This is a genomic window from Paramesorhizobium salinisoli (assembly GCF_003335045.1).
Lineage (GTDB): Bacteria > Pseudomonadota > Alphaproteobacteria > Rhizobiales > Rhizobiaceae > Paramesorhizobium > Paramesorhizobium salinisoli.
In genome coordinates this window covers 272,582-299,451 of record NZ_QOZG01000005.1, presented here as the reverse complement: position 1 = coordinate 299,451, position 26,870 = coordinate 272,582, and the positions used below count along the sequence as shown (strand labels likewise).

The following is a 26,870-nucleotide window of genomic DNA, read 5'->3' as shown; positions in this document are numbered from 1 at the left end:
GAACTCCACATGTCGACACAACCGCTTGCCGGGCCAAAAAACGGGCAGATCGCGATCGCTGGTTTTGCATACGATCAAATCGTAACCGCTGTTATCTTTCTGGTTGCTCTTTGTTTTGTCCTCTTCGTGCAGGGCGCAATGCCATTTATTGCCGCGCCGACATTGGGACAAGCACTCTGGGTAGCAGGCTTCGGTCATTCCTTCATCAACGATTCGCTTTTCAGCATCCATGCGCACAATTTCGGCTGGCCCGCGCCCGCACCGATCGCGTTTGGATTGACCGGTGCCTATCCCACCGGATTGTTCATCGCAGCAGGGCTTAATCCGCTGGATGCCTATTCGGCCATGGCCGCGTTATGGCTGGCGATAGCTTTCTACGGGGCATGGCGGTTAAGCCAATTGTTAGGGGTTGGACCGCGACTGGCAATACTTACGGCGCTATTCTGGATGACGATGCCCGCCATCTGGGCTCACGCCGGCTATTCGATAGTTTCCATCGGCATGGCATTGATGCCTTTCTATTTTTGGATTGCGCTGCGGATCATAGTCCATCCTCCAACCGGAGCGGTTTCAACTATCCTGTTGGCGTTGGCATATGCAGCCGTTTGCATCATATCGGCGTTCACTGACGGCTATTCGTTCATAATGTTCGCAGTCGGCGCGGGCATTATCTTCCTGACTGCGTTCATTTGTAGTGCCCCGTCACGTAAATATCTGTTCTTGTTTGTTTTCCCGGTCCAGGCGGTGTCATTCGGGTTGGGTTATCTTCTTTACATAGCCTATTTTCCCAACGTCGCTGATAATCTTTCGTCGATGGATTTTTTCCGCGGCTGGGGTGCGGATGTGACATTCTTTACCATTCCAACCCAGGGAATTCTTTGGATATTGGATGCTCTGCACTTGAGCGTCAAAAGATCAAACCATTTATTCTTTGGGGATTCGTCGGTTTGGAAAACAACTTTCGCCCTGCCAATCATGATCGTCGGGCTGATTGGCTGGTGGGTTTCACGGCGTGCGACCTGGGTGGCGACAGCTTTTCTGCTAGCGGGGCTTTTCGGCTTCTACATGGCGCTTGGGCCCTCGCTGAAAATCAATTCGGTGAAACCGATTGAGATGCAGCAAACGAAACCGGGGCAAGCAAGCGTTTTGATGCCCGTAGACGTTGCCGTCGCCCCAACGGGAAGTGAAATCCTTTCCGCCAACCTTCCGGGCTTCAACAGCATGCGGGCCGCCTATCGCTGGAGTGTTCTCGGCTTTGTCTGTTTCTGGGCGCTAGCCGTCCTGCTGATGGTGCATATGAACAAACGCCGGATGAAAATCGCTTTATCCGGTTTGATGGTTCTTTTGCTGCTGTTGAATTTGCCGCATCTTGGCCGAAAATGGGATAATTACCGGGACAACAGGGCAAAGTTTTTCAAACTTGAGAACGGCATCGTCAGTCAGTTGGGCAGAGATCTGCCTCCTGCGGAGGTCGTCGCCTTCCTGCCGCCTCGCAATGATTTCCTGGCCACCTACTTGGCGCCGCGCATAGGTATCCGTACCTTCAATACCGGGGGCGATAAGAATCTGCACGCCGCTCGCCTCAACTGGCCTGCGACGATGCGGAGTGTAAGTCTAGGAGCCATAACTCCGGATTTTGGACTCAACGTCCTTCATCTCTTGGCCCGCAAGGAAGCGGACGCGGTTGTTCTACCCTATTTCGATATGCTCAAGTCAGCTCATGACGGTCATCTCCGCCAGCCATTTGAAGATGATCTGTCGCCTGTGATTAAAGAGTTGAAAGAAACGGGATTGGCCGACGTAACCGAACGGGATTTCTATGCAGTTGTGCGACTGAAGCCGGCCGTTGCCCAAAAAGACCGGGAAGTGAGTGAAAGGGAGGTCGACAGGAAATACTGCAAGGGAATTGTTTGCTTGAAGGCGGAAAGGTTTGATCCTGGGCGAACGTTGACCAAGGTTGGCGTTGTTCAAAACGGAGGTATTCTCTCGTCGGGCAAACAGGGTTATCTCCTATTTGGCCCTTATCTGCCGCTGAAGGCCGGCGATTATGTACTGAGGCTGAAGGGGACGTCCGTATCCGGTGGTTCGACGTGGGTGGACGTCGTGTCCCAGAAGGGCACGAAGAGCCATGGCCGTTTTGCATTGCCGCAGGCGACGGGAGATGGGTCGGCCATTTTGGTGCAAGCACCTATACGCATTGATGATGACGCAAACGACGTCGAGGTTAGGGTCGGAGTGGGGGAGGGGGACAAGGTTCGGCTCGATAGTTATGAACTGGTTCCTGCCCCATATAGAAATTCGTGTAATGGGGCCCCCTGTCTGAAGGCGGGGGAATTCGATCCTGCACAGACGTTGACTCAAGTCGGCCATTTCCAGGACGGCGCTGTGCTCTCGTCGGGCAAGAAGGGGTTCTTGATATTCGGACCTTATTTGCCGATGAAAGCTGGAGATTATATGCTGACATTGAAAGGAACATCGGCATCCGGCGGTTCTGCCTGGGCCGATGTCGTTTCCGGAAAGAGCAACCCTAAGGTTTATGGCCATTTTAGCCTGCCCGAGACGAAGGGGGATGGAGAGGCGGTCCTATTGCACGTCCCTGTTCACATCGATGACAATCCGAGCGATGTCGAGATCAGAGTTTTTGTTGAACCGGACGACAAGGTTCGGCTCGATGGCTATGAACTGGTTCCTGCCAACGAAAAAAATCAATGAACCATGCTTTCAGCTAATCTGCACGCACTTGGTGCCATTCTTGGGATTGGGCATTTCGGAGGAACATGGGTTCGGTTGTCTTTTCCGGGAAAAACGGCTAGACGGCGCTTCCTGATTGAATCCTGAACGAACAGCATCGGCGTAAAGCCGATTGCTTCCGACATTTCTCAAATCAATGATGTGGATATGAGCGATTTGAAATTTGGAACCAGTGGCCTGCGCGGGCTTGTCACCGAGCTTGGCGATGACGTCTGCGCGGCCTACACGCTCGCTTTCCTGACGCATATGCAAGACCGGCATGCCGTGCCGGCCGATGGCCTTCTGCTTGTGGGCTATGACCTGCGTTCGAGCAGTCCGCGCATTGCCGCCGCCTGCATCGCCGCCGCAAAGGCCTTCGGCATGCGCGTTGAAAATTGTGGGCCGCTGCCGACGCCGGCTCTGGCCCTGCGCGCGCTGAGCCTGAAGGCGCCCGCCATCATGGTGACCGGGAGCCATATTCCCGCCGACCGCAACGGTCTGAAATTCTATCGCCCTGACGGCGAAATCGACAAGGCGGACGAGGCAGGAATTCTGGCGGTTCTCGATCGTGAAAAGCCTGCCGCGCCTGAAAGCGACGATGCCGAAATATCGCAAGAGGCTTTGCAGCGTTATGTCGAGCGCTGCGCGTCCCTCTTGGCCCCGGGCGTGCTGTCCGGCAGGAGGATCGGCGTCTATCAGCACAGTTCGGTCGCGCGCGATGTCATGGTCGATATCCTGACAAAGGCCGGCGCGGAAGCTGTCGGCCTTGGGCGTTCCGATGTCTTCGTCCCCGTTGATACGGAGGCGCTTCGCCCCGAGGACGTCGCCTTTGCCGAAAAGGCCTGCCGCGAGTACAAGCTCGACGCGCTCGTTTCGACCGACGGCGATGCCGACAGGCCGCTGATATCGGATGAAAAAGGCAATTTCCTGCGTGGCGACATGGTCGGGCTACTGACGGCCCGCTTCCTCGATGCCGACGCCGTGGTGACGCCGGTGACATCCAACACCTCTATCGAGCATTGCGGTTTTTTCGTTAAGGTCTACCGCACTCGCGTCGGCTCGCCCTATGTCATCGAGGGCATGAACAAGGCAGCAGCCGATGGCTGCCGCTGCATCATCGGCTTCGAAGCCAATGGCGGCGTGCTGCTCGGCACTTCGGTCGGGACTGCAGACCGTTCGCTCGATGCCCTGCCGACGCGCGATGCCATGCTGCCGATCCTCAGCGTCCTCGCGATGGCGGCAAAGGAAGGCGTGCCCTTGTCGCAGCTCGTCAATGGGTTGCCAGCGCGATTTACCGGCAGCGGCCGGATAGAGCATGTGGCGGCGGAGCAAAGTGCCGCCTTTCTGAAAAGCCTCGAAGATGCCGGAACCGTGGAGGTGTTTTTCGCGGATGTCGGTTCCATCGGGGAAAGCGACCGCATCGACGGCACACGCATCGTGCTGTCGAGCGGTGATCTCGTGCATTATCGCGCGTCGGGCAACGCGCCTGAATTGCGCTGCTATACGGAGGCGGCGTCGAAGGAGCGCGCAGCCGAATTGCTGGCCTGGGGACTGGAGCGCGCGAGGCGCGCCCTGAACGATAAGTTGAGCGACAGGGAGTTCTCTCGATAATGAAGATCATACCGGCGATCATGAGTGGGGGAGCGGGCGCTCGCCTGTGGCCCGTTTCGCGGGAAACCCATCCAAAGCCGTTCATCAGGCTGGCGGATGGAAAGAGCCTTTTGCAGCATGCCTTCCTGCGCGCCGCGGCGCTGCCGGATGTCGAGCAGGTCCTGACGATCACCAATCGCGAGCTTTTCTTCAAGACCGAGGATGAATATCGCGAACTGGATATTCCCCGGCTGGAATGCACCTATCTGCTGGAGCCGATGGGCCGCGATACGGCGGCCGCAACCGCCATTGCGGCATTGCATGTGCAGCAGGTCTATGGCGACGATGCGATCATCACGCTTTTCCCGGCCGATCATATGATCCGCGATATCGAGGCCTTTCGCGCGGCGGCGGTAAAGGCGATCACGCTCGCGCAAGCGGGACGGCTGGTGACATTCGGAATCATGCCGGAATATCCCGAAACTGGATATGGCTATATCGAGGCCGCGGGCGAGGATGTCGTCCGCTTCGTCGAAAAGCCCGATCTGGCGCGCGCCAGGGAATATATCGCATCGGGGCGCTTCTACTGGAATTCGGGCATGTTCTGCTTTTCCGCCGGAACCATGACGAAACTGATGGAAGAGCATTGTCCTGATATTCTGGACCAGAGCCGCAAGAGCCTACTTGCCGCCGAACAATCGCCGGTGGCGAGCGGCACCCAGATCGAACTGGATGCGGAAAATTTTGCGCAGGTGCCGAAGAAGTCGATCGATTATGCCGTCCTGGAAAAGGCTGCCAATATCGCCGTCGTCGGCTGCAATATCGGCTGGAGCGATATAGGCTCGTGGAATGCCCTGGCCGATCTGACCAGCCCCGATGCCCACGGCAACAGGATCAATGGCGATACGGTGCTTCACGAGGCGGAAAACTGTTACGTCCAAAGCTCCGACCGTCTCATCGGCGCGGTCGGCGTGAAGGATTTGATCATCGTCGATTCGGCGGACGCGGTTCTGGTCGCGCACAAGGACCAGGCCCAGAACGTCAAGCAGCTCTTCTCGCAGTTGAAGGACAGCGGGCACGAGGCTCACAGCCTGCATAGGACGGTGCACCGGCCCTGGGGCACCTACACGGTCCTCGAGGAAGGCGAGCGCTTCAAGATCAAACGCATCGAGGTGAAGCCGGGAGCAAGCCTCAGTCTGCAGATGCATCATCACAGGTCGGAGCACTGGGTTGTCGTGAGCGGCACGGCAAAAGTTGTGAATGGTGATCGCGAACTGATCCTGACCACCAACGAATCCACATATATTCCCTGTGGAAACAAGCACCGCCTTGAAAATCCCGGAATCATGCGCCTTGTGATGATCGAGGTACAGAGCGGGGATTATCTGGGCGAAGACGATATCGTGCGCTTCGAGGATGTCTACGGACGAAAATGAGCTCTATCATTCAGGTGATGAAGAGCAGGGGTTGAGCAGGCGGCAAATGTCTGTTCGTGCGAGAATAACGGTTGTGGAGACAGGAATTGACAAAAAAAGCGTTGGTGACCGGCATCACGGGGCAGGACGGTGCGTATCTCGCGGAATTGCTCCTCGAAAAGGGTTATGAGGTCTATGGTCTGGCACGCCGTTCCAGTACATCGGATGTCAACCTGACGCGTTTGGAGTGGTTGGGAATCGAACGCGATGTCCGGATCGTCGACGGCGATCTTCTTGATCTCTCCGGACTTATCCGGACGATGCGCGATGTTGCCCCCGACGAGGTCTACAATCTGGCGGCGCAGTCCTTCGTGAAGTCCTCCTGGCAGCAGCCGATCCTGACGGGACAGGTTACCGGTCTCGGCGTCACCAATGTTCTGGAAGCAGTGCGTCTGGAAAAGCCCGATGCTCGCTTTTATCAGGCATCCTCATCGGAGATGTACGGTCTTATCCAGGAAGCGATGCAATCCGAGACGACCGCCTTTTACCCACGCTCGCCCTATGCGGTGGCCAAGCTTTATGGTCATTGGTTGACCATCAACTATCGTGAGAGCTTCGGCCTGCACGCATCCAGCGGTATCCTGTTCAACCATGAATCGCCGCTGCGTGGGATCGAGTTCGTCACGCGCAAGGTGACCGACAGTGTTGCCCGTATCAAGCTCGGCCTGGCGAAGGAACTTCGCCTCGGCAATATCGATGCCAAGCGCGACTGGGGCCATTCGAAAGATTACGTCCGTGCCATGTGGATGATGTTGCAGCAGGATGAGGCGGATGACTATGTGATCGCGACAGGGCGCACCACGACGGTTCGCGAGATGTGCCGTCTCGCTTTTGAGCATGTCGGGCTCAATGTCGATGATCACCTGATCATCGATCCCGAACTTTTCCGGCCAGCCGAGGTGGACGTCCTGCTCGGCAATCCGCAGAAAGCCAAGGAGAAATTCGGCTGGGAGCCGAAGATATCGCTCGAGGAAATGATCGTCGAAATGGTTGAGGCGGACCTGAAACGGCTTGGCAAATGAACCCTCTATGCTGGGATGTCCCGGCAAAGGTGTCTGAATGGTGCTTGAAAACCGCATTCTTATAACCGGTGCGAACGGCTTTGTCGGAACCTGGCTTCAGCGCGAGCTGGCTTCGAGGAAGTCTTTGGGCGGGTTATCTGTTTTTCCTGTCGGGCACGGAAGCGCGGCCGGTCAACGGGTGGACATCACCGATTACCATCAGGTCGCTGAGGCGATCCGGGAGGCGAAGCCGACCGCCATCGTTCATCTGGCGGCGGTCGCGGCACCCAATGACGCCCGCAGAGCCTATCGGCGGGCATGGGATATCAATGTCACGGGCACGATGAACGTCGCCCAGGCTGCAATGGAGATCGCCCCGCATGCCCGCCTCATTTTTGCGGGAAGCGCCGACGCCTATGGAGAATCCTTTATCGAGGCAGACGGCGAACCTGTCACTGAAAAGGCCGCCCTCAAGCCGCTCAGCGTCTATGGTGCGACCAAGGCGGCTGCGGATATCCTCCTTGGGCAGTTGGCGGGTGAGGGGTTGAAATCCATTCGTTTCAGGCCATTCAATCACACGGGGCCGGGCCAATCCGACGCTTATGTTGTGCCGGCCTTTGCCCGGCAGGTTGCGGAAATCTCTGCAGGCTTGAAGCCGCCGCTGATCGAAGTGGGAAATCTCGCTGCGCAGCGAGATTTCATGGATGTTCGCGATGTGGTCCGCGCCTATGCGGATGCAGCCCTCGCCGATATTCCCGATGCTTTTGGTCGCGTATTCAATCTAGCCTCCGGCAAACCTCGCCAGATTCATGCCATTCTTGATGCTCTCGTTGAGAAGTCCGGCCTGAAGATCGAAATCCGCGTTGATCCTGAACGCTTGCGCGGTAGCGAAGTGGCGATCGCGAGCGGAGATGCGGGTGCCGCTTTGGAAGTCTTCAATTGGAAGCCGGAAATCTCGTTCGAGACCACCTTGATCGATGTCCTGGACGATTGGAAGCAACGCGTAGCGGCGGAGCAGGACCCGGGAGCACGACAACGCACTGGGTCAGCATCATAGTAATCCATCAGGCAGGACATCCCCGGCCCGTACTTCGCGGAAGGCACTTGGTATGCTGAAGAGCGTATGGCATTATCGCCACTTTATCTTGGCATCGATCCGCGGCGATCTTCGCGGGCGTTTCGCGCGGTCGCGACTCGGCGCGTTCTGGTTCATCCTGCATCCGCTTGCGCAGGCGCTGATATTTTCGATCGTGCTGGCGGAAGTCATGCATGCCCGCATGCCCAATATCGACAGCCGTGCAGCCTATCCGATCTATCTTCTTTCAGGGATGGCTGCTTGGGGTTTGTTCAGCGAGATCATGAACAGGAGCATCGGGATTTTCATCGAGCAGGGATCTGCTATGAAGAAGATCTCGTTTCCCAAGCTCTGCCTTCCGCTTATCATATGGGGGAGTGCGCTGATCAATCATGTGCTGCTACTTGCCGCCATCGCAGTTATCTTTCTTTTCTTCGGCCATTATCCGGGGCTTGCATGGCTCTATCTCATTCCCGGAATGTTGCTGATTTCGGTCATGGCCTTCGGGATAGGCGTTTTCCTCGGAGTCCTGAACGTCTTCGTCCGGGACGTGGCGCAGTTCATGACGGTCTTCATGCAGCTCTGGTTCTGGTTTACCCCGATCGTCTATGTTAAATCCGTGGTCCCCGAAAAATTCCGCCCACTCATCGAACTCAATCCGATGACCCCGCTGGTCAATCTCTATCAGGACGCGCTCCTTCTGAACCAGGCGCCGTCCTGGCCCAGTCTGTGGCCGGCGGTCGTGATCGGTGGCGTGGCGGTGGTCCTGTCCTTCGTGGTTTTCCGCCGCGCCAGCCCTGAACTTGTGGATGCCCTTTGATGTCCGTCGTTCTTGATATTTCCCATGTAAGCAAATGCTACGCAGCATACCGAAGCAATTTGCAGCGATTTGCCAACTGGTTCGGCGCGTCGATCGCGCCTGAAAGCGAGTTTTGGGCAAACCGTGACATTTCTTTTCAGGTCAAACAGGGCGAGGCGCTGGCGCTGATCGGGCAGAACGGCGCGGGAAAGAGCACGCTTCTCAAGATCATCACTGGCACGGTCCGTCCGACGTCCGGCTCTGTGACAGTGGCTGGACGCATCAGCGCTATTCTCGAACTGGGGCTAGGGTTCAATTCCGAGTTCACCGGCCGCCAGAACATCTATCAGGCTGGCGGCCTGATGGGGTTCTCTCAAGCGGAATTGACTGAACTGATGCCAGCTATCGAGGATTTCGCGGAAATCGGCGAATTTTTTGACCAGCCGACAAGGGTTTATTCGAGCGGCATGCAGGCGCGTCTGGCCTTCGCGCTTGCGACTGCGAAACGTCCGGATGTCCTGATCGTTGACGAAGTCCTGTCGGTAGGCGACAGCTATTTCCAGCATAAGAGCTTCGACCGGATTAGGCAGTTCAAACAGGAGGGAACATCCATCATCCTCGTTACCCACAGCTTGGGCGATGTACGCGCGCTCTGCGATCGCGTGATCCTGCTCGATAAGGGCACCGTGATGAAAGACGGTGCACCCGACGAGGTGGTGGATTATTATAACGCGATGATCGCCGAACGCGAAAACGCCAAGATGACCGTCGAGCAGAAGCGTAATCAGAATGGCTGGCTGAACACGCGTTCCGGGAGTTTTGAGGTTGTCATCGACAGCATAATGCTCCTCGACGCCAAGACGTTAGATCCGGTGAATACAGCGCGGGTTGGGCAGCAGCTTCTATTGAAATTGGTTGCACATTCGAACCAGGACATTCCCCGGCTCGTCCTTGGCTATATGCTCCGGGACCGCGCAGGCCACGTTATGTGGGGTACGAATACCTGGCATACGAAGCAGGTGATCGAAAACGTAACCGCTGGTGAAAAGATAGAATATGATCTGCCGTTCACCTGCACGCTTGGCCCCGGATCCTATGCGTTCTCCCCGACGCTGGTCAGTTCCGATACGCATTTGGAGAACAATTATGAATGGCAGGATAATGCACTCGTTTTTGATGTCGTAAATGTTGATGGAACATTTTTTATTGGGAGTTCCTGGCTTGATGCAAAATTTATGATTAGTCGGCAAGGATGATGATGTTCATTTCATACGCGCAAAATTTTGAGGATGTTATTTTATGGCGTGCGTTGCAGCACGTCGAGAATGGCTTTTATATCGATATTGGCGCTCAGGATCCGGTCGTCGACTCCGTGAGCCGGGGTTTTTATGAAAAAGGCTGGCGCGGTGTTCATGTGGAGCCGACCGCAGCCTATGCCGATAAATTACGTGAAAACCGGCCTGATGAGGATGTTCTTCAGATTGCAATCGGCAAGGGCGGCAACAGTATCCGCTTCTTCGAAATACCGGAAACAGGTTTGAGTACCGGCGATCTGGAGCTCGCCGAGACCCATCGAGAGAAGGGGTTGGAGGTCGTTGAAACGGAGGTTCCTCTGCAACCCTTGGCCACGATTTTTGACCGGATCGGCGACCGGGAAATCCATTGGCTCAAAGTTGACGTTGAAGGGATGGAAAAATCGGTCATTGAGAGTTGGTTACCTTCGAAGGTCCGACCGTGGGTTGTTGTTGTCGAAAGCACGGTCCCAAATACTCAAGTTCCCTCTCATGATACGTGGGAGCGGATTTTGATCAAGCTCGGCTACAAATTCGTTTATTTCGATGGTCTGAGCCGGTTTTACGTGTCAAAAAAACACCCTGAACTGGAAAAAACATTCGGACAAGGCCCAAACTTTTTTGATCGGTTTGTGTTATCTCATACATCACCGTTAGTAGAGACAAGTGAACTAAATGCATATATAGAGAAACAGCGACGGGAATCGGAGAGGTTTACTTTTTATATCAAGCGACTTGAGTTAATGAATGAAGAATTGCATCGCGATTTCAAAATTATTTCTTCTCGGTCTGAAGAAAATGGACGAAAATCGGATGAACTTTTTTATGAGATATCGCGTATCTATTCAAGTAGATCGTGGAGATTAACAAGGCCTCTCCGGGAGGTACATCGTTTTGTTCAAAAATTTAAACGGATTGCTGATAAGACGGTGATACTTGAATATGCACTTCTCAGCGTTAACAGGCGTCCACAACTCAAAAAATATCTACGCAGGTTAGCCAGATTTTTCCCTTCTTTAGAACAACGGCTATTGGCGTTTGTCTCGTCTCGGCAATCTTCAGATTTTTTAGCCTCACAGACACGTGTTAGCCGGTCTGGTTCCGATAGTACTGCAGGCGATAATCTCGGCCCCAAGGCGATGAAAATATATCGCGATATCACTGAAGAGTTAAAGCGAGTCGATAGGGGAAAATAAATGCGAATTGCGTTTGACATGCAGGGGGCTCAAACGGAGAGTCGCTATCGCGGTATTGGAAGATACACAACCTCACTTGTGCGGGCGATATTGGATACGGCAAGTAATAGCGAGATATATTTGATTCTGAATTGCCTATTTCCCGAAACCATTGCTCCTATCAAGGAACTTTTTTCAGGAAAAATCCCACCTGAAAACTTCATTTTATTTAATGCTCCTGGGCCTGTGCGTGCATCCAATCCCGGGAATAATTTGCGTCGCGGAGTTTCAGAGTTAATTTTTGAAAAGCTAGTAGCGGATCTTGATGTTGACGTGTTGCACGTGTGTAGCTTGTTTGAAGGATATGTGGATGATGCAATAACTCCAATAATGCGGCACGATAGAAAGTATATAATATCAACAATTATTTATGATATAATACCATTTCTTAACCCGAAAGAGTATTTGGAGGGAGATAAAATATATAGTGATTTCTATTTGCAGAAGATTAAATTTATAAAAAATGTTGATATTTTATTTTCAATATCTGAAAGTTCAAGAAACGAAGGTATAGAGCATTTAAATATAGATGAAGGGCGTATTGTTAACATAAGAGGGGCCACAAGCGATGTATTCTATCGCGAAGATTTCATCGATGCAAATTTTTTATCAAGCATAGGTGTGGAAGATAAGTATATATTATATACAGGCGGAGCGGATTGGCGGAAGAATATAGAGAGATTAATCGGCGCTTATTCCAAGCTGTCATCCTCGATTCGTGGCCAATATAAAGTTGTCTTGGCAGGGCGTATGCCAGACGGAGATGTTGCTCGATTGCGGCATTTGGCCAAAACCTTGAGAGTGCCTGCCGGTGACGTGATCTTCACCGGATTTATTTCGGACGAAGTATTGCGGCAGTTATATAGCAACTGCTCCTTGTTTGTTTTTCCATCGTGGCATGAGGGGTTGGGTTTGCCCATTTTGGAGGCGATGCGCTGCGGGGCTCCAGTTATCGCGGCCAATACATCTTCCATGCCTGAGATTGTGGGCCTAGATGAGGCATTGTTTGATCCGTTTGATGAGAAAAGTATTGCAGATAAAATACAATCTGCATTACTGGATCCAGTATTTACTCAAAAATTAAAGTACAATGCGGAACGTCAGTCAAAAAAATTCACGTGGGATGAGAGTGCTAATACAGCTATTCAATCTCTTACCTCCATCATCCGCAATGGGAAGTTAGAGGATTGCAGCACATACGAGCAAGTCTCGCAGCAGAGATCCAAGAATTATAGATGTTTTGTTGAGGATGTTGCCAAGCTTTTGCGTGAGGAATCCCAACAGGCCAAAATGATGGCTGCTTCCGTAGCTGATGCTGTTGCAAAGAATGACAATGAGGTTGATCGAATACTGCGACAGCGATTTGGCTTGCCAAAGGCGATCGAATGGAAGATCGAAGGCCCATTTGATAGTTCTTATAGTTTGGCCTTATTGAATCGTGAAACAGCAAGGGCTCTTTCTGCTCTCAGCCATAATGTCAGTCTGTATTCCACAGAGGGGCCAGGAGATTTCCCGCCTGATGAAATATTCTTAAAAAAGAACCCGGATTTGCAAAGCTTTCACGATAAAGGCTTGATGAAGAACAACTTGCAAGTCGACGTGGTAAGTCGCAACCTTTATCCTCCTCGCGTGAGTGACATGCATGCGAAACTGAATCTCCTACATCACTATGCATGGGAAGAATCCGGATTTCCATCTTCATGGGTTGATGATTTCAATGCTTACCTTCAAGGGATTACTTGTCTCTCCAAGCATGTCGAGAAAATTCTTATCGATAATGGTGTCAGTATACCGTTGTCGACTTCCGGCTGTGGCGTAGACCATTGGGATCGAGTGGCCGCGGATAATTCTTACAAGATCCAGGGAAAGAAGTTTCGGTTCTTACACGTTTCCTCATGCTTCCCACGCAAGGGGGCTGATGTTCTGATTAAGGCATTTGGAAAGGCATTTACGGCAAGGGATGATGTATCCCTCATCATTAAGACCTTTCCAAACCCGCATAACAACGTTGAGGGGATTCTGGAGACCGAACGGCGTGGCAACGAAAATTTTCCCGACGTCCAAATCATCATGGAAGATATATCGGAGGGGCAGCTAAAGAGCCTTTATGAACAATGCGATGTCTTGGTGGCGCCCAGCTTTGCTGAGGGGTTTGGCTTACCGCTTGCGGAAGCCATGCTTGCAGGTTTGCCCGTTATCACGACTAACTGGGGCGGGCAGCTGGATTTTTGTAGTGAAGAGACCGCTTGGCTCGTGGATTTTAGTTTCGAACCCGCAGAAACCCATTTTGATGTTTTTAATTCGGTCTGGGCGGTGCCCGATGTTGATGCTCTTGCGTCCGTCATACAGGAGGTTTTTCGGACGCCGGCAGGCGAACGTCGGAGCCGTGCGGCGCGAGGCAGGAAGCTATTGCTTGATGAATTTAAGTGGGAACATGTTGCGGGGAGACTGACCTCGGCGGCGAGGCAATGGTCTAAGGGCTCATTGCAGCCGGAGCCAAAGATTGGTTGGGTTTCCACTTGGGATACGCGGTGTGGAATTGCAGAATATTCAAAGCATCTTATTAATAACATTGACGCTGAAGTAAAGATATTTGCTCGTACAAATTTCCGCGAAAAGGAGAATTACAATAATTCTGTCGATTTTTGCTGGAGCGAGAATAGTTTTGAGAAATTGAGCGCGCTCTATGGGTCTGTTGTGAGATCGGGTATAGATATAGTTATTATCCAGTTTAATTATGGCTTTTTTGATCTCGATAGGCTTAATTGGTTTATAAATAAGAATGTCGAAGATGGTCGGCATGTTGTTATATTTCTACATGCGACCGTAGATCCTGCCCACGCACCGGAGCGGAAGCTTGAAAAACTTGTGACTAGTCTACGACGATGCAAAAGAGTATTGGTTCATACACACAATGACATGAACAGACTTAAGGCGTTGGGTGTTGTAGATAATGTAGCGTTATTCCCGCACGGGGTAATCGACCATGTCAGCACTGCTGCTATTGGAGAGGAATCGGCCTTTAAAATTGCAACATATGGCTTTTTCTTGCCTCATAAAGGGCTTTTGGAAGCTATCGAGGCGGTAGCGATAGTGCGTGATCGTGGCGTAGAAGTCTCGTTAAATATGGTTAATGCTGAGCATCCGGCACCAATTTCAAAGGAGATGATTAATAAGGCAAAAGAAAAAATACAAGATCTCGGTTTGTCTCATGCCGTCCGAATGACGAATGATTTCCTGGACGATATAGATTGTCTGAAAAAGCTTGAAGAAGCCGATCTTATAATTTTCCCGTATCAAAGCACCGGGGAGTCATCTAGCGCTGCCGTGCGCTACGGCTTGGCCGCAGGGCGACCCGTTGCGGCTACTCCGCTACCAATATTCGATGACGTACAGCAGGCCGTTTTCAAGTTTCCGGGCTATACTCCGAGAGATATCGCCGAAGGTATTATGGATATTCGCGCAAAATTGCGTTCAAATGATGCGCAAGCAGAGAACACGCTTTTATATGCTGAGCATTGGAGGCAGGAGCATCGCTATTCCCGAGTAGCGCGGCGCCTACATAATATGCTTATCGCATTATCGCGTTAAAGCACTGAGTACCGTTATTTCCATGAAAATCGGCATTGACGCCCGTAATCTCGTTCCCGAATTGACGGGCATCGGCCGCTATCTCTTCGAGATGTGCCGCCACCTAGCGTCCAAGAACAACGCGCTTTTTCTCTATCTTCCGGAGAAGCCGGCTTCCGCCTTGTCGCCCTGGCCCGGCACGACTGTGCGGATCGGCAGTTATCCGGGCGGTGTCCGACGCATGGTCTGGGGGCAGACGGCTCTGCCGCGCCTGGCTCGACTAGATAAGCTCGATGTCTTCTGGGGGCCGGCGCATCGCCTGCCGCGTTTTCTCGATCGGCATATTCCCCGGGTCGTCACTATCCATGATCTGGTATGGGTCCATGCCGCCGAAACCATGCGGTGGCAGACTTGGGCTGCGGAGCGCTTGCTGATGAAGCCGGCGCTGGGAAGCGCGGATCGCATCGTTGCGGTTTCCACTGCGACGGCCGATGCGTTGAAGGTGCTTTTCCCCGCCTGCGCCGATAAGACGAGGGTCATTCATTCGGGCCTCAGCGCGATCGGGCAGGGCGCTTCGAAAGATGTGCCGGAGAAGCATCATATCGACCGCGCCTATGCGCTCTTTGTCGGTACGCTTGAGCCGCGCAAGAACCTGCCGAACCTACTTGAGGCCTATGCGCGCCTGCCGGAACGGACCAGAAAGGACCTGCTCCTGGTGATCGCCGGCGGCCAGGGCTGGCATCTCGGCGACTTGAGGCAGCATATAGCCCAGCTCGGCATCGAGCCTTTCGTCCGCCTGACCGGATATGTCTCGGATGACGAATTGGCCGGACTTTACGCAAATGCGAGATTTCTCGCCATGCCCTCCTTCTATGAGGGGTTCGGTTTCCCCATCATCGAGGCAAATGCTGCTGGCATTCCCGTTCTCACCTCCAATTCCTCGTCCATGCCCGAAGTGGCAGGCGATGCCGCGCTGCTGATTGATCCAAGCGATGTGCAATCAATGGCCGCCGGCCTTGCACGGCTGGCGGAGGATGATGTTCTCTATAAGGGTCTTGCTGCAAAGGCGCGCGCCAATGCAGCACGCTTCAGCTGGGAAAAAAGCGCCAATGAACTGATGGCCGTCTTTCATGAAGCCATAGAAGACCGGGCGCGCTGAGATGCGGATACTCCATTTCTTCAAGACCTATTGGCCCGACACGTTTGGTGGCATCGAGCGGACGATCCACGCGATAGCGAAGGGCACTGCTGCGCAGGGCGTGGAAACCGAGGTGCTTTCACTGAGCCGCCATCCCGTGGAAAACACGGTGGAATTCGACGGCCATTGGGCCCACAAGGCACGGCTCAACCTTGAGGCAGCATCCACCGGTTTTTCATTTGAGGCTTTTCACCGTTTTGCCGAGCTGGGAAAGCGGGCCGATGTCATCCACTATCATTTCCCCTGGCCTTTCATGGACATCGTCCATTTCGCCACGCGGCTCGGCAAGCCATCGATTGTTACCTATCACTCCGACATCGTGAAACAGCGGCTGCTCATGCGTGGCTATAAGCCGCTCATGAACCGCTTCCTGAACAGTGTCGACAGGATTGTGGTCACGTCGCCCAACTATCTGGAATCCAGCGAGTATCTGAACGATTTCCGGAACAAGACTGTCGTGGTGCCCATCGGCCTTGACCGGGCAGCATATCCATCTGTCCAGGAGGATGTGAAAGCCGGATGGCGCGCCCGGCTGCCGGAGAAATTCTTCCTGTTCGTCGGCGTGCTGCGATACTACAAAGGCATTCATATCCTGTTGGAAGCTGCGAAGATGACCGGCTTTCCCGTAGTCATCGTCGGAGCGGGGCCTACGGAAAAGGATTTGCGGGCCCAGGCCGAGCGCCTGGATTTGCACGACGTCCATTTTCTCGGTGCCGTGCCGGACGAGGATAAGGTTGCTCTGCTCGATCTGTGCTATGCGGCGGTTTTCCCCTCCCACCTGCGTTCGGAGGCTTTCGGGCTCTCGCTTGTCGAGGCGTCGATGTTCGCAAAGCCGATGATCTCCTGCGAGATCGGCACAGGAACGAGCTTCGTCAATCTTGATGGAGAAACCGGGCTGAACGTAAAGCCGAATGATCCGGCCGCCCTCGCAAAGGCGATGCAATCGCTCTGGAATAATCCTTCCGAGGTTCAGCGCATGGGGAGGGCCGCTCGCAGGCGCTATGAGCAAAACTTCACCATGGAAAAAATGTCCGCAGCGTATGCGGAAATCTATGCCGAGCTTGTCGCGGGATCCGCGGGGAAAGGACCATCTTAGAGCAGATCCTGTCTAGTCCGGATCATATCCTGCTGCCCTGAAGTAGGCGCGCATTCGCCCGGCGTGAACCTGGGTAGTAAGACAAGACGGATGATCGACTGGAGCCATGCGTGGTCGCTTAAGATACCTTAGTCATGTTCGGGGTGTCTTGATCGGGGGCGCCTTATCTCTTGCACAGAGGTATACAGTCGGCGCCGCAGAACATTGGATGTCCGCACCGATCAATTTGGCCGACATCTCCTCCCCTGCGGATTTCCGGAAAATGATGAGCAATGGATTTGAAGTCGAGGCCCCTGCGAAGGGATCGGCAAGCACTGCCTTCTGGTGCTCAGCACAGCCCATACCACCTCGATTGACATATGCGCCATTGACGGGAAGGCCATGGAGCGCAGCAACCATCTGAAATGTAAGAATTGCTCTGCGATCCCCACCGTTGGTGCATAGAAAACCTGGGAATATGCGAACTTCAGTGTAGTTCGGAATTATGGGAGCGACAAGATCTTTGTCCTTGGCAGGCTCTTCCAGAGCGGCTCTGGCTCGGACGTGATTGTACAAAGGCGCTATTTCGACAAACTGAATCAGTACGGCGGATGATAACACCGCCAGAAAAACGGCTGGAGACATTTTCCTGGCAATGATTGTGATCGATAAGGCAACAAGCACGTAGCCGAAGGGCCAAAAAAAACGCCCCGGTACGCGGAAAACACCGGTTATCTCCGAGAGAACGGGAAGAGTTTCGTAGTGCAGGCTGACCAGCTTCACTTGCCCGGCGTAAACGACGCTGGATAGCGAATAAATTGCCATCCCTCCAAGAGCAATCGCCAAAGTCGGCCTTCCACGAATCGTACAAGAAAATTGCCGATAACCAGTTGCGAGGGCAATCATCGCCAACGAAAGCACCCCCATGCCCAGATAATTGAAACCTTCATATTGGCCAGGCGTGCCCTTTAGAATTGTTTCATTCGGCAACAATATGCTGAATTGCGGCCAGATAGGAGACAACAGGTTCATGGACCAGTCGGTGAACCCGCCCGCTTTGGGAAGCCCACCACTGCCAAGTCCCGCAGCTCTAACGAAAAAGGCGGCGGTCGCGATAAGAACGACGAAGCCGATGGCTGCTTGGTATAATGTTACGTTGCTTCTTCGATAGCCATCTATAAGAGCTGCAAGGAAAAGTGCTGCGCACATCGCAAAAAGGTAAGGAGTAACGAACACCAGCGTGCCAACTGCAAAGGCCCAAGCATAGATCTCAGAATTGTTCACGCCCTTCGTTATGCGTAGATACGCATATATCGTGGCGACGATCACAAACTGGCCAGCGAGCGTGTGATGGCCGAATCGGTAGATAAACGCCGGAAGCAAAAAGAACAAACAGCTTCCGGCGACGGCTGCAAGAATGCTGACGCCCAGATGCTTTAATATCAGATACCCGAACCCCGCGTTAAGCATGTAGGACGCGAGTATCCATATACCCATATATGGATAGAGAATTCCGGTGGTCTTGAAAAACAACTTACCGACAACGGCCAATATGCCGTTCGGGTCGGTAAAAAATATCGTTGTTCCGGTCGGTGCATCTAGGTTCAGCGTGTAGAGCAAAGGCCAGCGCCATCGGTCCTGCGCGAATTCATAGAATCCAACCAAACCGGTTGCGACGTCGCCATTTACATTATCCCAATGGGAGTGGAACCCCAGCAGCATCGCTGTTGGAAAGAGGAAGAATGCCATGGTGGCGCCTAGTGCCATGGACAGGCAAAACCCCAGGATATTACGGATTACTCCAGAACTCATGTTCGAAAAGTCCACAAATTGTGCACGATGAAGGAAAGCGCAGGCAGGAGCACGACCACCGTGGCGATCGAATAGAAGGCGGGGTATCCCAGCCACTCGACTACCGCCGAAATTGCAAGTGTAGCAAGCAGACCGATCACCGACACAAGAAAGAAGCGCTGGAAGCCGGCAATGGAAATGCCAGCCTCGAAGCTCCATATCGAGTTCATCAAATAGGAAAAGCCGTTTGCGATTATGAATGCTACCCCGTTGCTGGCAGTGCCGCTGAATGCGAATGCATAAGCGCAGAAACTGGCCACCAAAAGGTGGAGCAGAGTTGTCGCCGCGCCCGAGGTCGAGAAGCGGAAAACCTTGGTGCCCAGCGATGGCACCTGGCTAGGTGTTTTCGGCAATGGCAAGGAGCGAAACCCCGAATGGCAAATGACTGTTCTTTACGAGCCTGGCTTCGCACGCGAAAATCTTTTCAAGCCACTCATTCAGCATCGGTGAGGGCAACTGGTTTACAGATTCCACTTTTTTGCTGGTGAGCCGGTCCTTGACCCTGACGAGCGCAGCAAGCGGAAAGAGTAGTGAATTGAAGTAGGTGATTTTCCGGACATGATATCCTGTCTTTCGAAGCTTCCGACTTAACTCGCCGCTGGTGTAGCGCCGCATATGATGAAGGAATTCGTCGTGCCCGCACCACATCCATTGATAAGCGGGGACTGTGATGAGCAGACGTCCCTTAGGGGCAAGCCGTCTTTTCAACGCAGAAAGGGTCTCGACATCTTCAAAGATATGTTCGAGCACATCGAACATGCAGATGAGGTCGAACTTGACGCCCTCGAAGGGAATGATCTCAGGACAACACCCATATTGAACGTCAAATTTCCCACCCGTCTGCTTGATAGCCATTTCTCGGGCATAATCATCCATTTCTGCGGCGCGAACCTTGCCAAATCGCGAAAGCATTTCCAGATTGCCGCCGGTACCAGCGCCCAATTCAAGAATGTTGCTTTCAGGAGGAAGATCGAGCGAACGGATCACACCTTCGATAATCTTCCTGCGCGCGATGAACCACCAATGCTTGTTCTCGACTTCATAGATTTCAGTGTAGGCGCTTGGGTCCATCAGGATTTCCGATACAGGTGGCGGATGAGGTAATTGGGCCGCTGTTTGGTTTCGAGATATATGCGCCCGATATATTCACCGATTATACCGATGCTTATCAACTGGAGGCTACCCAGAAACGTGACCGCGACCAACAACGAGGCGTAGCCGGGGGTGCTAACGCCGAAAAGAATCGTCCTGACGACGATGAAGACGGCAAAGGCAACGGAGATCAGAGCGCCAAAAAGGCCGATATAAGTCCAGATGCGCAACGGAACCGTGCTGAACCCAGTCATTCCCTCAAGTGCGAGATTCCACAGGCGCCAGCCCGAAAATTTTGTCTTACCGGCTGATCTCGGCTGGCGAACATATTCAATGACATCTGTCTTGAACCCGACCCAGGCGAACAGACCCTTCATGAACCGCTGGCGTTCCGGCAATTGCTTCAGCGCATCAACAACACGACGATCCATCAGGCGGAAATCACCGACATTCTCCGGTATTTTGGTGCGCGAAACCTTGTTGTGGAGCTGATAGAACCATTCAGCAGTCTTGCGCTTCACATGCGAATCCGTGGCCCGGTCCGATCTTCTGGCGAGTACCACTTCGGCACCGGCTTCCCAGGCTTTCACCATGTCAGGGATAATCTCGGGCGGATCCTGGAGATCAGCGTCGAAAGGAATGACAGCATCGCCACTGGCGATATCCAGACCTGCCGTAAGCGCCGGTTCCTTGCCAAAATTCCGGGAGAGCTCGACCACGACATAATTGGGGTCGCGGCAAGCGATTGCGATCAATTGCTCTAGCGTGTCGTCCGAACTTCCATCGTCGACGCAAACAATCTCGAAATGATAGTCGTGCATCTGTGCGATGAGCGAAGCAATCGCTCGTTCGTAGTATCCGACAGCAACAGATTCGTTATAAAACGGCGTCACGACGGAAATACGCTTCTGCAAAGTTCCACACTCCCTAGCGAAAGTATACCTAGACGGAGTTCATGATCTGGTCAATTAACTTAAAATCGTACATACTCGCATATTAAGACAGTATTTTTCGGGTAGCTATCAAGGCTCTACCTCCGCCATGATCAGGTCCTCACACGAACCATGAACTGGTGCGGATGGCTGACACCATCGGCTGGCGGTGCTGGAGGCGAGCTTCAGCGAGATCTGTTCGATGACCTGGACATGCCCGCTGTCGACGCGGCAAGAGCGCTCCTACAAGAATAGAGTCAGATACAACTGTAGTAATAGGCTGCCCTCCGGCAACCTGAGATTGACATCGGCCCTGCCCTGGTCTCCAATCCCACGATCCGAGAGGAAATGCAGGAGGGACGCCATGCCGGTTCGCGCAGCTTCAGGGTTCATCGGTTTCCTCGCGGCTTCCATCATGGGCGTCATGCTTGCGGGTTCTCCCGCTTTGGCGGCGGAAGGCGCGCGGCAGGTCGTCACCACCCCCGATTCGGATTATTTCGGGTCCGATCTGCGCACGCAGGAGAATGTCTCACTCCAGCAATGCGAGGCGGCCTGTGTCGGCGACAATGCCTGCCGCGCCTTTACCTATAATGTTGCGGCCAAATGGTGCTTCCTCAAATCCGATTTCAAGACGCTCAATCCGTCGCCGGGCGCCATAGCCGGAAAAGTGGTCGATGTGGCGGCAGGGCCGGACATTGGGGCGCCGCCGGCGCTGGTCTTCCTCCCCGCGTCCGTTATGGACGATGCACGCCAGTACAAGCAAAGGATAGCGGCGCTGGCGCAGTCCGGCGCTTCACTCCCGCAAGCGGCTCCCCAAGGTGGGGAGGCAGGCGGCATGCCCGGCAGCCGCGCTCCAACTCCGGCAAGGCCGGCCATCAGAAACCAGCCTGCCGCCATGCTCCCGCAAGCCTCTTCTTCGGACAATGCCGCGAGCGGCCCACTGGACGGATATGTCACGGCTCTGTCCAAGTCACCCGACGATGGAGCCCTTTGGCTGGAACTTGCGCGCGCGGCCCTTGGCGCCCAGCCGGTCCCCGGGGAAAATCCGGCCGCTTATGCGAAGGCCGCGACATCGGCGGCGTTCAATGCCTACCAGCTTTCGCGGACGGCGGCAGTCCGGGCCGAGACGCTGGCCGCGCTCGCCGCAGGTCTTGAAAAGCGGGCGCTCTACCGTCCGGCGCTCGACGCCTATCGCGCCAGCCTGGCGCTCGCCCCTTCGCCGCCGGTCCAGGCCGCCTATGAGGATCTCAAGACCCGGCAGGGTTTTCGCGTGGTGGACAACACAGTCGATTCCGATAACCAGACGCCGCGCATCTGCGTGCAGCTTTCCGAGCAACTGGTGAAATCGGGCGTCGATTACACCCAATTCGTCACGGTCGACAATGCCCCGCCCAAGGCGATCGACGCCAAGGACCGCCAGATCTGCATCGAGGGGCTGGAGCATGGCAAGCGCTACAATGTCGTCTTGCGCGCCGGTCTCCCCGATGCCATCGGCGACATGCTGGAAAAGCCTGTCGTCCTCAACCTCTATATCCGCGACCGCACCCCGTCCGCCCGCTTCACCGGCGAGAATTTCGTGCTGCCGGCGACCGCGCGGCGGGGCATACCGCTGGTGACGGTCAACACCTCCGTCGCCGCGCTCAAGCTCTACCGCGTCAATGACCGCTCGCTGAGCGAAGTGATGACCGGATCGCAATTCCTGAGGCAGTTGGATGAATACTCTGCCGCCAATATCAACCAGAGTTTCGGCGAGCTGGTGTGGCAGGGAAAGCTCGACATCACGCCGCAGCGCAACAAGGATGTGGTGACGAGCTTCCCCGTCGATGAGGCGCTGCCTGAGCGCAAGCCCGGTGTCTATGTGCTGACGGCCGCCCCCGATGGCGCGCCCGACACCAGCGGCGCGCTCGCCACGCAATGGTTCGTCGTCTCCAATATCGGCCTCGCCACCTATGCCGGCGAGGATGGGCTCAATGTCTTCGTCCGCTCGCTGGCGACTGCCAAGCCTCTCCTGGGCGTCGAACTGCAGCTTCTCGCCCGCAACAACGAAATTCTCGGCACCGCGACGACGGATGCAGATGGCCGCGCCGTTTTCACCGCCGGTCTTACGCGCGGCAGCGCCGGTCTGGCGCCCGCCGTCCTGACCGCGAAGGACGGCGAGAGCGATTATGTCTTCCTCGACATGACGCGCGCCGGGTTCGATCTTTCCGACCGTGGCGTAACGGGAAGGCCGGTCCCGGGACCCATCGATGTGATGAGCTGGACGGAACGCGGCATCTACCGCGCCGGCGAAACCGTGCATGCGGTAGCGCTCGCCCGCGATCATGCGGCTGTCGCCGTGGAAAACCTGCCCCTGACCTTTGTCTTCCTGCGGCCGGACGGTGTCGAGGACCGGCGCATGGTCAGCGATGGCGCGGCGCTCGGCGGCCATGTCGCCGAACTGCCGCTGCCTGACAATGCGATGCGCGGCACATGGCAGATGCGCATCTTCACCGATCCGAAGGCCGCCGCGATCGCCAGCCAGTCCTTTCTGGTGGAGGATTTCGTCCCCGACCGCATCACCTTCGATCTCACGAGCGACAAGCAGGAGATCGCCATCGGCCAGCCGGCGCGGGTCAATGTCGATGGCCGCTATCTCTACGGCGCGCCCGCTGCCGGGCTGACGCTGGAAGGGGAGGTGCAACTGAAGACGGTGCGCGCGCGCGCCGGCTATCCCGACTATCTCTTCGGCCTCGCCGACGAGGAAGCGAGCGACGACAGCCGCATAGATCTGGGCAGCCTCCCGGTGCTCGACGACAAGGGCAAGGCCTCCTTCGACGTGAATATCGATCAGGCGCCATCCACGACGCGCCCGCTCATGGCGGATGTGGTCGTGCGCATGCGCGAGGGCGGCGGCCGCGCCATCGAGCGCTCGCTTTCGCTGCCAATTGCGCCAGATGGTCCGGCGATCGGCATCAGGCCGGTATTTTCGGGCAATCAGGTGGCCGAAAATTCGACGGCGGCTTTCAAGGTGATCGCGGTCGATGCCGCGGGCAAGCGCCAGAACCTCGACGGCGCGAACTGGTCGCTCGTCAAGATCGAGCAGAACTACCAGTGGTATCGCAATGGCGATGCCTGGAACTACGAGCCGGTGACCTATACCAAGAAAGTCGCTGACGGAAAGCTTGTGCTCACAGCCGAGGGCGAAGCCGATATCTCGGTTCCCGTCGCATGGGGACGCTACCGGCTGGAGGTTGAAACCGCCGATACATCGGGCCCGGCGACCAGCGTCGAATTCACCGCGGGATGGTATGTCGAGGCGCGGTCGACCGAAACGCCCGACGGCCTGGAAATCGCGCTCGACAAGGAAAGCTATGCCCCCGGCGACGTGGCGAAACTGCAGATTTCGCCACGTTTCGCCGGCGAGGTGCTGGTGACGGTGGGCGCCGACCGCCTGCAACTGGTCAAGACGCAAAGCGTGCCCGAGGAGGGCGCGACTATCGAGATCCCGGTGAGTGGCGATTGGGGCGCCGGCGCCTATGTGACGGCGGCGCTGTACCGCCCGGGCGACGCACAGCAAAGCCGCATGCCAATGCGCGCCATCGGCATCAAATGGCTGAAGGTCGATCCCGGCAATCGCAAGCTTGCGGTAACGCTCGACCCGCCCGCCAAGACCGAGCCGCGCAAGCCGCTCAATATCCCCGTGCAGGTCGCAGGGCTTGGCGCCGATGACACGGCCTATGTCACCGTCGCCGCCGTCGATGTCGGCATCCTCAACCTGACGAAATACCAGACGCCCGATCCCGATGGCTGGTATTTTGGCCAGCGGCAGCTCGGGCTCGAAATCCGCGATCTCTACGGGCGGCTGATCGATGGCTCGCTGGGCGCGATGGGGCGCATCCGCACCGGCGGCGACGGCGCGCAGATGACGACGGAGGGAAGCGCGCCGACGGAGAAGCTGGTCGCCTTCTTCTCGGGCCCGGTCAAGCTTGACGCTCAAGGGCGGGCCAATGTCAGCTTCGACATTCCGCAGTTCAACGGTACTGCCCGTGTCATGGTCGCCGCCTGGACGAAGACGGGCGTCGGCCATGCCGAGCGTGACGTGATCATTCGCGATCCGGTCGTGGTCACTGCCAGCCTGCCGGAGTTCCTGGCGCCGGGTGACCGTTCCCAGCTGCGCCTCGATATCGCCAATACGGATGGTCCGGCAGGCGACTATATGGTCGGCATCGATACGGAAGGGCCGGTTGTCGTCGAACAGGCGAATACGTCCAAAACCGTACAGCTTGCTGCCGGCGGACGGACGAGCGTGACACTTCCTCTGAGGGCGATCGCGCTTGGCAATGGCAGTCTGTCGGTGCGGCTCACCCATGCCAGTGGCCTCCACCTCGAGCAGGCGCTGAACATTCCGGTTCGGCCCTCCATCCTGCCTGTGACCACGCGGCGCGAGCTTACGCTTGCGGCAAATGGCGGAAGCATCACCGTCGACCGCGAGTTGCTGGCGGCAAGCCTGCTTCAGGGCGCTTCGGTTGGCATCGCCGTTTCGCGCACGCGGGGCTTCGATGTTCAAGGGCTCCTGATGTCCCTTGAGCGCTATCCCTATGGCTGCGCCGAGCAGACGACGAGCCGCGCTCTGCCGCTCCTCTATATGAGCGAATTATCGGCCGGTTCGGGTGTTGCAGCGGCTCCCGATGTGCGCGAGCGCGTGCAGAAGGCCATCTACAGCGTTCTCGCCTATCAGTCGTCTTCCGGCAGCTTCGGCCTGTGGAGCCCCGGTTCCGGCGATCTCTGGCTCGACGCCTATGTCACGGATTTCCTGACGCGGGCTCGCGAGCAGAATTATGCCGTACCGGAAGAGGCGATGGGCCAGGCGCTGGACAATCTGCAGAACGCCCTGTCCTACGATACCGATGTGAAGGGGCAGGGCAGCGATATCGCCTATGCGCTCTATGTGCTGGCGCGCAACCGCCGCGCCAATGTCAGCGACCTGCGCTATTATACGGACACGCAGCTCGATGATTTCCGCTCGCCATTGGCGCGCGCCCAGCTGGCCGCCGGTCTGTCGCTCTATGGCGACGCCCAGCGGGCGCAGAGCACGTTCGCCTCTGCCTATGAGCTGGCGCGCACAGCGCCTGCCAATCCCGCCCGCGACGATTACGGTTCGCAGCTGCGCGACGGCGCGGCGATGCTGACGCTCGCGGCGGAAAGCCGGCCGGTGCCGTCGTTGGTGCCCCAGATGATCGGCCTCGTTTCCTCGTTCCGCAGCCAGACGACCTATCTCAGCACGCAGGACGATGCCTGGATGCTGCTCGCGGCCCGGGCTTTGCAGCAGGACAATGACAAGCTCGCCCTTGAGGTCAACGGAACCGCGCACACCGGAAATTTCGCCGAAATGCTGAGCGGGCAGGAGGTGATCGATGCCCCGCAGACCATTGTCAATCGCGGCGACATTCCGATCGAGGCGACGGTCACGACGATTGCAGCCCCCGTGCAGCCGCTTCCCGCCGGTGGTGACGGTTTCGCCATCGATCGGCGCTATTACACGCTCGACGGCAAGGAAGCCAATGTCATGGACGCCCGGCAGAACCAGCGTTTTGTCGTCGTCCTGAAAGCCACGGAAAACAATGCCTGGCCTTCGCGCGTACTGCTCACCGATCTGCTTCCGGCAGGGTTCCAGATCGACAATCCAAGCCTCGTCAACAGTGCGGATTTGAAGAATTTCGAGTGGCTGGGCCAGACCGAAACCGCGCATAGCGAGTTCCGCTACGACCGCTTCGTCGCGGCCTTCAACCGCGACGCTTCGAGCCCGCGCGAATTCACGGTTGCTTATGTAGTGCGTGCCGTGACACCCGGCGTCTACGCCCATCCGGCAGCAAGCGTGGAGGACATGTACCGCCCGCAGCTTTCAGCCCGCACGGCCACCGGCATGATGGAGGTCAAGGCAGGTGAGCGGTGATTAGTCGGAAGCTCCGGCGGGAC

General features: G+C 55.7%; 16 protein-coding genes. 12 read left to right on the top strand and 4 right to left on the bottom strand.

Annotation, left to right across the window (positions count from 1 at the left end; all coding sequences use genetic code 11):
• Nucleotides 1-9 precede the first annotated feature (9 nt).
• From DUT91_RS13665 to DUT91_RS13615, 11 genes are all read left to right on the top strand, one after another.
• On the top strand, nucleotides 10-2,712 hold the full coding sequence (locus DUT91_RS13665; protein ID WP_114440950.1) for a hypothetical protein: 2,703 nt from the start codon (nucleotides 10-12) through the stop codon (nucleotides 2,710-2,712).
• A 186-nt stretch (nucleotides 2,713-2,898) separates the two neighbouring features.
• Nucleotides 2,899-4,341, top strand: a complete 1,443-nt coding sequence (locus tag DUT91_RS13660; protein WP_114440949.1) for a phosphomannomutase — start codon at nucleotides 2,899-2,901, stop codon at nucleotides 4,339-4,341.
• Entirely contained in the window at nucleotides 4,341-5,756 is a 1,416-nt protein-coding gene (locus DUT91_RS13655) for a mannose-1-phosphate guanylyltransferase/mannose-6-phosphate isomerase (protein ID WP_114440948.1), read from the top strand. The genes DUT91_RS13660 and DUT91_RS13655 overlap by 1 nt, the downstream gene beginning before the upstream one ends.
• Before the next feature lie 86 nt (nucleotides 5,757-5,842).
• Entirely contained in the window at nucleotides 5,843-6,817 is a 975-nt protein-coding gene (gene gmd / locus DUT91_RS13650; protein ID WP_114440947.1) for a GDP-mannose 4,6-dehydratase, read from the top strand.
• A 37-nt stretch (nucleotides 6,818-6,854) separates the two neighbouring features.
• The gene (locus DUT91_RS13645; RefSeq protein ID WP_114440946.1) at nucleotides 6,855-7,853 is read left to right on the top strand and encodes a GDP-mannose 4,6-dehydratase; all 999 of its coding nucleotides are present in this window, start codon (nucleotides 6,855-6,857) and stop codon (nucleotides 7,851-7,853) included.
• Between the two features lie 52 nt (nucleotides 7,854-7,905).
• Nucleotides 7,906-8,691, top strand: coding sequence for an ABC transporter permease (locus DUT91_RS13640; protein WP_114440945.1), 786 nt, complete (start codon nucleotides 7,906-7,908; stop codon nucleotides 8,689-8,691).
• Nucleotides 8,691-9,926 carry an ABC transporter ATP-binding protein gene (locus DUT91_RS13635; RefSeq protein ID WP_114440944.1) on the top strand — a complete coding sequence of 412 codons (1,236 nt, stop codon included), beginning with the start codon at nucleotides 8,691-8,693 and terminating at the stop codon, nucleotides 9,924-9,926. The genes DUT91_RS13640 and DUT91_RS13635 overlap by 1 nt, the downstream gene beginning before the upstream one ends.
• On the top strand, nucleotides 9,926-11,158 hold the full coding sequence (locus DUT91_RS13630) for an FkbM family methyltransferase (RefSeq protein ID WP_210207963.1): 1,233 nt from the start codon (nucleotides 9,926-9,928) through the stop codon (nucleotides 11,156-11,158). The genes DUT91_RS13635 and DUT91_RS13630 overlap by 1 nt, the downstream gene beginning before the upstream one ends.
• Nucleotides 11,159-14,788, top strand: coding sequence for a glycosyltransferase (locus DUT91_RS13625; RefSeq protein ID WP_114440943.1), 3,630 nt, complete (start codon nucleotides 11,159-11,161; stop codon nucleotides 14,786-14,788).
• A gap of 22 nt (nucleotides 14,789-14,810) precedes the next feature.
• Nucleotides 14,811-15,926, top strand: coding sequence for a glycosyltransferase family 4 protein (locus tag DUT91_RS13620; RefSeq protein WP_114440942.1), 1,116 nt, complete (start codon nucleotides 14,811-14,813; stop codon nucleotides 15,924-15,926).
• A 1-nt stretch (nucleotide 15,927) separates the two neighbouring features.
• The gene (locus DUT91_RS13615; protein WP_114440941.1) at nucleotides 15,928-17,061 is read left to right on the top strand and encodes a glycosyltransferase family 4 protein; all 1,134 of its coding nucleotides are present in this window, start codon (nucleotides 15,928-15,930) and stop codon (nucleotides 17,059-17,061) included.
• 132 nt (nucleotides 17,062-17,193) lie between these two features.
• Here DUT91_RS13615 and DUT91_RS13610 read toward each other — a convergent pair whose 3' ends face one another.
• Genes DUT91_RS13610 through DUT91_RS13595 form a run of 4 tightly spaced genes read right to left on the bottom strand, consistent with a single transcriptional unit; the run spans nucleotide 17,194 to nucleotide 20,897 of the window.
• Nucleotides 17,194-18,807: a DUF6311 domain-containing protein gene (locus tag DUT91_RS13610; protein WP_114440940.1), complete on the bottom strand. Its 1,614-nt coding sequence runs from the start codon at nucleotides 18,805-18,807 to the stop codon at nucleotides 17,194-17,196.
• Nucleotides 18,808-18,848: 41 nt separating this feature from the next.
• On the bottom strand, nucleotides 18,849-19,223 hold the full coding sequence (locus DUT91_RS13605; protein ID WP_281032613.1) for a GtrA family protein: 375 nt from the start codon (nucleotides 19,221-19,223) through the stop codon (nucleotides 18,849-18,851).
• Between the two features lie 4 nt (nucleotides 19,224-19,227).
• Nucleotides 19,228-19,962: a class I SAM-dependent methyltransferase gene (locus DUT91_RS13600; RefSeq protein WP_114440938.1), complete on the bottom strand. Its 735-nt coding sequence runs from the start codon at nucleotides 19,960-19,962 to the stop codon at nucleotides 19,228-19,230.
• On the bottom strand, nucleotides 19,962-20,897 hold the full coding sequence (locus tag DUT91_RS13595) for a glycosyltransferase family 2 protein (protein ID WP_114440937.1): 936 nt from the start codon (nucleotides 20,895-20,897) through the stop codon (nucleotides 19,962-19,964). The genes DUT91_RS13600 and DUT91_RS13595 overlap by 1 nt, the downstream gene beginning before the upstream one ends.
• Nucleotides 20,898-21,279: 382 nt before the next feature.
• Here DUT91_RS13595 and DUT91_RS13590 point away from each other — a divergent pair, with 382 nt between their 5' ends.
• Entirely contained in the window at nucleotides 21,280-26,847 is a 5,568-nt protein-coding gene (locus tag DUT91_RS13590) for an alpha-2-macroglobulin family protein (RefSeq protein WP_114440936.1), read from the top strand.
• The last annotated feature ends 23 nt before the right edge of the window (nucleotides 26,848-26,870 follow it).